6 protein-coding genes, 5 tRNA genes and 2 rRNA genes are annotated in these 6,411 nt (G+C 40.4%); 11 read left to right on the top strand and 2 right to left on the bottom strand.

Annotated features, from left to right (window positions below):
* The 3 genes from PMAL9190_RS19530 to PMAL9190_RS19540 all read left to right on the top strand — a co-directional run.
* Positions 1–100, top strand: a 23S ribosomal RNA gene (locus tag PMAL9190_RS19530); the annotation flags it as partial.
* Between the two features lie 137 nt (positions 101–237).
* Positions 238–353, top strand: a 5S ribosomal RNA gene (rrf, locus tag PMAL9190_RS19535).
* Positions 354–417: 64 nt separating this feature from the next.
* A tRNA-Asp gene (locus PMAL9190_RS19540) sits at positions 418–494 on the top strand.
* A gap of 483 nt (positions 495–977) precedes the next feature.
* Here PMAL9190_RS19540 and pssA read toward each other — a convergent pair.
* Together pssA and PMAL9190_RS19550 are read right to left on the bottom strand one after the other, a co-directional pair.
* Entirely contained in the window at positions 978–2,327 is a 1,350-nt protein-coding gene (gene pssA / locus PMAL9190_RS19545; RefSeq protein WP_087846942.1) for a CDP-diacylglycerol--serine O-phosphatidyltransferase, read from the bottom strand.
* A 129-nt stretch (positions 2,328–2,456) separates the two neighbouring features.
* Complete coding sequence (locus PMAL9190_RS19550; RefSeq protein ID WP_087846943.1) at positions 2,457–2,882, bottom strand: GNAT family N-acetyltransferase; 426 nt, start codon at positions 2,880–2,882, stop codon at positions 2,457–2,459.
* 74 nt (positions 2,883–2,956) lie between these two features.
* On the opposite strand from PMAL9190_RS19550, the gene murB reads away from it, so the two are divergent.
* The 8 genes from murB to PMAL9190_RS19590 form a co-directional block, all read left to right on the top strand.
* Positions 2,957–4,000, top strand: a complete 1,044-nt coding sequence (gene murB / locus PMAL9190_RS19555; protein ID WP_087846945.1) for a UDP-N-acetylmuramate dehydrogenase — start codon at positions 2,957–2,959, stop codon at positions 3,998–4,000.
* Positions 3,997–4,959, top strand: a complete 963-nt coding sequence (gene birA, locus PMAL9190_RS19560) for a bifunctional biotin--[acetyl-CoA-carboxylase] ligase/biotin operon repressor BirA (RefSeq protein WP_087846946.1) — start codon at positions 3,997–3,999, stop codon at positions 4,957–4,959. Before murB ends, birA begins: the two co-directional genes overlap by 4 nt.
* Positions 4,959–5,690 (top strand): type III pantothenate kinase, encoded by a 732-nt coding sequence (locus tag PMAL9190_RS19565; RefSeq protein ID WP_087846948.1) that lies wholly within the window; start codon positions 4,959–4,961, stop codon positions 5,688–5,690. The genes birA and PMAL9190_RS19565 overlap by 1 nt, the downstream gene beginning before the upstream one ends.
* A 96-nt stretch (positions 5,691–5,786) precedes the next feature.
* Positions 5,787–5,862: transfer RNA gene (locus tag PMAL9190_RS19570), tRNA-Thr, on the top strand.
* A 14-nt stretch (positions 5,863–5,876) separates the two neighbouring features.
* Positions 5,877–5,961, top strand: a tRNA-Tyr gene (locus PMAL9190_RS19575).
* Between the two features lie 42 nt (positions 5,962–6,003).
* A tRNA-Gly gene (locus PMAL9190_RS19580) sits at positions 6,004–6,078 on the top strand.
* A 12-nt stretch (positions 6,079–6,090) separates the two neighbouring features.
* Positions 6,091–6,166: transfer RNA gene (locus PMAL9190_RS19585), tRNA-Thr, on the top strand.
* A gap of 100 nt (positions 6,167–6,266) precedes the next feature.
* Positions 6,267–6,411: GTP-binding protein (locus tag PMAL9190_RS19590; RefSeq protein ID WP_231730676.1), on the top strand; the 145-nt coding region annotated here is incomplete at its 3' end.

Below are 6,411 nucleotides of genomic sequence, written 5' to 3' on the forward strand. Positions count from 1 at the left end.
TCTAAAGGGTTGTTGAAGACTACAACGTTGATAGGTCAGGTGTGTAAGTGCTGCGAGGCATTGAGCTAACTGATACTAATTGCCCGTGAGGCTTAACCATACAACACCCAAGGGGTTTTTCTTCTCAAACGAGAAGAGACGGACTCTACAAACACTTGAATGACGTGTTGAGAACAACTAGTTAGATTTTCCCAGATTGCTATTTATTGCCTAAAGGCGATAAATAAACCGAATTTGCTTGGCGACCATAGCGTTATGGACCCACCTGATCCCATGCCGAACTCAGCAGTGAAACGTAATAGCGCCGATGGTAGTGTGGGGTCTCCCCATGTGAGAGTAGGACATCGCCAGGCTTCAAATTTAGATATTCGTTTTGAACTACGAATATCGGATAAAACGAAAGTTTTATCTCCGTGTGGAGCGGTAGTTCAGTTGGTTAGAATACCGGCCTGTCACGCCGGGGGTCGCGGGTTCGAGTCCCGTCCGCTCCGCCATTCATTTAAGAAACCTGAATCGAAAGATTCAGGTTTTTTTTCGTCTGTATAAAAGTAATATTATACTGAATAGGCACTGCAGAGTAGTTATTCATACAGAAAAGCCCTAATCTTTCGATTAGGGCTTTTTTACGTTTGTATACAATGGTCAAGAATAGACACTGTGAAAATAGTAGCCAATAGGAACAATAATGATCCCAACATGATTGAGTATTGTTTCCATCATGGAGATCGTTATTTATTGGCAAGTTTATCTTCTTCATATTCATCTAAGAAACTTGAATCTAATACTTTAGTTTTTCCATCTGTGGGAAATGGTAGCCATTGTGTCGTAGTTTAGCTTACTTGATATCATAGATGATGATTTAGTCGTGTGTGAGATTGGTGATGAATAGACGATAGAAGGCTAGTTATCGATTTAGGAGTAGATTTGAGAATGGATAGCGCAGCAATAATAACATATTGCTGCGCAGTCGATAGATACTATAGAATTTGATTAAGGATATGGTCTGCTTTGACGCGGCGAATTCGCTTAATTAATTTCTTTACTTGAAGCGGATAGCTATCAATTTTTTCGATCTGTTTGTAGCTACCAATTAAAGTGGTATGGGTAAGGATACAATCAATTTCTTTTTGAGTTTGCTGTGCTAGGAGTTGATTTTTGTCATGAATTAGAATGGCATTCTCTAAATCAAGTTTCCATGCACGAGGGTTTAAATTATTACCCGTAATCAACATATATTGATTATCAACCCAAATACCTTTGAGGTGAAAGCTATTATTGTCGTGTTTCCATAAATGAATTGCTAATTGACGACTAGCAATTGCAGCCTCGTTATTCTTTGCAAAATTACGTAGATTTACTTCATATAGGTAAGGTAAGCCAGCAATCGTTTTAAAAGGCTCTGATGGCGGAATATAGAAATCATTCGCGGTTTTATCACCTACAACGATTGTAATTTTAACACCACGCTTTAATGCTTTAATGACTTCTTTACTAACGCCACGTGGAAAGTTGAAATAGGGTGTACATATGGTTAATTCATGCTGTGAACTTGCAATCAACGCACAAATTTCTTGGTTAAGTTGGTTGCGACGTTTGCCTAAACCTATTAGCGGTGTCAGTCCAACCTCATCGGTTGCAATTGATTCTGCTGTGTAGTGATAGCTAGCTTGCTGTAACTCAGCGCGAAGGTCCTTAATTGCACTTTTTAACGATTTTGTATCGGGACGCTCAGCTTGGTTTAAACAATTAACGGCATCACTTTCGACTAACGTTTCGGTAATAAATGTTGCCATGCTATCAGCAAGTTTGCTGTTCTTGATGACATGGTAACGATCATAACGATAACGGTCATGTTGGGCTAAATAGACATCATTAAGGCTCGCACCGCTATAGATAACAGTGTTATCTATGACGAAGCCTTTTAAGTGTAAAACACCAAAGACTTCACGATTACGTACTGGTACACCTAAAACTTCGATTGGGAACTGGTATTTTTCTGCATATTCACGGTATAAGGCAGCATTACCATCTGATTGACTTGCGCCAATAAGGCCGCGTTGAGCACGATGCCAATCAACAAAGACTTTTATGTCTAATGCTGGATTGCGTTGCTTTGCTTCGTATAGCGCCGTTAATATGCCGCGACCAGCCTCATCATCTTGTAGATAAAGAGCAACGATATAAATGCGCTGCTGTGCTGAATCAATTTCTTGGTATAAGCGCTTTCTGAAAGAGCTCGCGTCAAAAAGAGTCTCTAAATTTTCGGGCTTGTGCGCAATACACGGCAGTTGATCTATATACTGCCTATTAGCAATAGCTGAATCCATTATCGCCTCGTTTACACGATCTATTAAGAAGATAAATTTGAGTTAAGAAACGAATTATATCAGAAAAAGTGCTAAGTCAACCTATCTCATTCCTAGATATATGATCGTCTCACGAATTTATAACAATCTCTAAGCGTTATAGTGCATTGCTATTAGCTTTTTTCCGCTATGGCAATAACGTTCAAATCGTAGCTGTAAATCATGGGGTAATTGCTGTGGTTGCAGAGTGATAAATCCAGCTCGTTGGTAAAGTGCTTCAAGCTCTTTAAATGCAAAGCAATAACATGGCTTTTGTTGTATTTGTGGTATGGCGTGTTGAAGTAGTTGAGTCGCTATCTTTTGATGTCTGTACTCTGGTTTAACTAACATGCCTGTTAATAGCTGCAACTCACCGATAAATTTAAACCGAACGCAACAGATAACACCTTGTTGCGACTCGCCAACCCATAGGATTTCATCACGTTTTGCTTTTCCTGCCGGATAAAAATCTTTATAGAGTTTATTAATGATAGGTAATCTAATTGGATTTAACTGCTGATAGCTAATTGGGCTCATGGGAAAACACTGCGTTGTGAGATTGAATCGGGTAAAATAGACCTAATAGTATAAAGATATGGTCTTAAATTAACATGAAAGTTTTACCTGATCATGGGTTAGCGCCTTATCATACCTTTGGTATTGATGCTGTAGCCACGCAGATTATTGAAGCTGAAACTATTGATGATTTTATTAATATTTGGCACGATGCAAAGTTTAATAACATGCCTAAGTTAGTTGTAGGGCAAGGAAGTAATTTACTTTTTTGTGAGGACTATCAAGGTGTGATTATTCTCAATAGAATTAAAGGCATTACCTTAACAGAAACCGATGACTGTTATTATCTGCATGTTGGCGGCGGTGAGGATTGGCATCAACTTGTGAGTTGGTGTGTAAAACATAATATTGGTGGTTTAGAAAATTTAGCCCTGATTCCTGGTTGTGTTGGCTCCTCACCTATTCAAAATATTGGTGCTTATGGCATTGAACTTAAAGATGTGTGTCAATACGTTGATGTCCTAGACGTTAATACCAATGACGTTAGGCGTTATGAATCAACTGATTGTGAGTTTGGTTATCGAGACTCAATTTTTAAGCATCAATTAAAAGATGGCCATATTATTATTGCCGTTGGTTTGTGCTTACCAAAACAATGGCAGCCCCAAATCGCGTATGCACCTTTAAATCAATTCGATGCGACAACAGTAACGATTCAACAAGTGTTTGATACTGTTTGTGCTGTCCGTAAAGCTAAACTTCCAGATCCAAAAGAAATTGGTAACGCTGGTAGTTTTTTTAAAAATCCTATAATTTCCAAAGTATTACGAGATAAACTGCTTGTTGATCATCCTGCGATGCCTAGTTATGGTGTTGACGATCAACAGGTAAAGTTAGCTGCTGGTTGGTTGATCGATCAGTGTGGCCTTAAAGGGTATCAAATTGGTGGGGCGAAAGTGCACCCATTGCAAGCATTAGTACTAACCAATGTTGGTACGGCGACGGCACAGGATGTGGTTAATTTAGCGCAATATATCGTTGATCGTGTCGTAGAAAAGTTTGGTGTTGCTCTGGAGCATGAAGTGCGATTTATGGCTGCGAGTGCTGAAACCCATTTGAGCGAGATTTTAGCATCATGAAAGAGCATTCAACGCGTTTAGCCCTGATTGGTTTATTAGCGGATGGTCAATTTCATTCAGGTGAACAGTTAGGGGCGGCATTAGGAATGTCACGTGCTGGTATTGCGAAGCAAATTAAAATCATTCAGCAATGGGGACTTGATTTATATAGTGTCCAAGGGAAAGGTTATTGCTTAGCTGCGCCGATTGAATTACTTGATAGTCAACGTATAGCTGAATTGGTCAGTTGCCCACAGTTAGAATTAATTCCAGTGATTGATTCGACAAATCAGTATTTGCTTGATCAAGTCGGCCAATTGCCGAGTGGGGCGGTTTGTCTCGCTGAGTATCAACAAGCTGGTCGTGGCCGTCGAGGTCGACAATGGCAATCACCTTTTGGTAGCAACCTTTATCTGTCTACTTATTGGCGTTTAGAGGCTGGTGTTGCAGCGGCGATGGGATTAAGTTTGGTGGTTGGTGTTGCGATCGCTGAAACCTTACAGCAATTTGGTGCACCAGATATTCGTGTCAAATGGCCCAATGATCTGTATTGTCATGACCAAAAATTAGCTGGTATTTTAGTTGAGATGATGGGAAAGGCTGGTGATGCTGCACATTTAGTGATTGGAATGGGACTCAATATTGCGATGCCAACGGTGGCGACGAATATGATAGATCAAGCATGGACTAATTTAAGTGCTGCTTGTTCGCCGTTACCATCACGTAATGTGTTAGCGGCAACATTAATTGAGCGTATCCATCAAACGTTAACTGAATATGAAGCGGTTGGTCTTTGTGGTTTTGTTGAACGCTGGAATAAAATTGATAACTTTTTAAACCGCCCTGTAAAATTACTTATTGGTGAGCGTGTTGTTGAAGGCATTGCTCGTGGTATTAATGAGCAAGGCGCGTTATTACTGGAAACGGACAATGGTATTACCGCTTATGTTGGTGGTGAAATCAGCCTTAGAGGTTGCTAATGCAATTATTAATTGAAGCGGGGAATACTTACGTTAAGGTTGCCCTATTATCCGTAAATGGTCAGGTAGAATTAATTGGTAAATACCCAAGTAAGAAACTTGAGTTAGTGCTTGATCCTATTTTAGAACAAAAAATCAAACGGATTGTTTTTGCTAGTGTTGGTCCTGTTGAGGTTGATAATACGATTCAGCGTATTGCACAGGTGTCAAATATACCTGTGTTACATGTGAAAACCATGCGTAAGGATTTTGGGGTTAAAAATGGCTATAACGAATATCAATATTTAGGGGTTGATCGTTGGTTAACGTTAGTCGCTATCCATCAACAATTTAAGCGCCCAACAGTGGTGGTTGATATTGGTACGGCATTAACATTTGATGTATTAGGCGGAGATGGAAAGCACCTTGGTGGCTGGATTGCACCGGGCTATCAATTAATGATGAAGGTGGTATTAGAAAATACCACCAAGGTGTTTTCTGATCATGAGCATTGTAATAGTCTGCAATTGGCTGATAATACTGCTGATGGGCTTAAAAATGGTTGTCGAGCTGCATTGATAGGTTTGATTGAATACGGCCTTAAAGAAGCGCGTCAAAAATTACCAATTGAACCGGTTGTCGTGCTGTGTGGTGGGGGAGTGAGGCATCTTCCGCTGGACGATATTAAAAATTATAACCACCGTTCAGAATTGGTACTTGAAGGGCTTGCTTTGTATGCGAAATGTCGATAATGGATAAATTTACGACAATTGATGAAAAAAGCATAAAAAAATGGCGCTAAGCTATTGCATCAAAAATCATCATTATCTAGAATGCGCATCAATTAAGCCGACTTAGCTCAGTAGGTAGAGCAACTGACTTGTAATCAGTAGGTCACCAGTTCGACTCCGGTAGTCGGCACCAGTTTCAAGAATTTCGGTGGGATTCCCGAGTGGCCAAAGGGAGCAGATTGTAAATCTGCCGGCACTGCCTTCGAAGGTTCGAATCCTTCTCCCACCACCATTTTTCAAATAGTTAAATAGCGCTACGAGTAAAAAAGTTTTTGCGGGCATCGTATAATGGCTATTACCTCAGCCTTCCAAGCTGATGACGCGGGTTCGATTCCCGCTGCCCGCTCCACACTTCTTGTGTGCTGATATAGCTCAGTTGGTAGAGCGCACCCTTGGTAAGGGTGAGGCCGGCAGTTCGAATCTGCCTATTAGCACCACTCTTCAGTCAATATTTATCAATTTGTTATATACTCAACAAACCCATGTTTGGTTGTGTGGTCGAAGTGCCACTAAATACCGTGCCCAGAGGGACTATCCATGTCTAAAGAAAAATTCGAACGTAATAAACCGCACGTTAACGTTGGTACTATCGGTCACGTTGACCACGGTAAAACAACTCTAACTGCTGCTATCTGTACTACACTTGCAAAAGTGTACGGTGGTGTTGCTAAAGACTTCGCAT

The organism is Photobacterium malacitanum, from assembly GCF_900185615.1.
GTDB classification, from domain to species: domain Bacteria; phylum Pseudomonadota; class Gammaproteobacteria; order Enterobacterales; family Vibrionaceae; genus Photobacterium; species Photobacterium malacitanum.

What these genes read in the sequence shown, in the direction of transcription:
- pssA (WP_087846942.1), bottom strand. Translation starts at nt 2,327, where the DNA reads ATGGATTCAGCTATTGCTAATAGGCAGTATATAGATCAACTGCCGTGT.
- PMAL9190_RS19550 (WP_087846943.1), bottom strand. Translation starts at nt 2,882, where the DNA reads ATGAGCCCAATTAGCTATCAGCAGTTAAATCCAATTAGATTACCTATC.
- murB (WP_087846945.1), top strand. Translation starts at nt 2,957, where the DNA reads ATGAAAGTTTTACCTGATCATGGGTTAGCGCCTTATCATACCTTTGGT.
- birA (WP_087846946.1), top strand. Translation starts at nt 3,997, where the DNA reads ATGAAAGAGCATTCAACGCGTTTAGCCCTGATTGGTTTATTAGCGGAT.
- PMAL9190_RS19565 (WP_087846948.1), top strand. Translation starts at nt 4,959, where the DNA reads ATGCAATTATTAATTGAAGCGGGGAATACTTACGTTAAGGTTGCCCTA.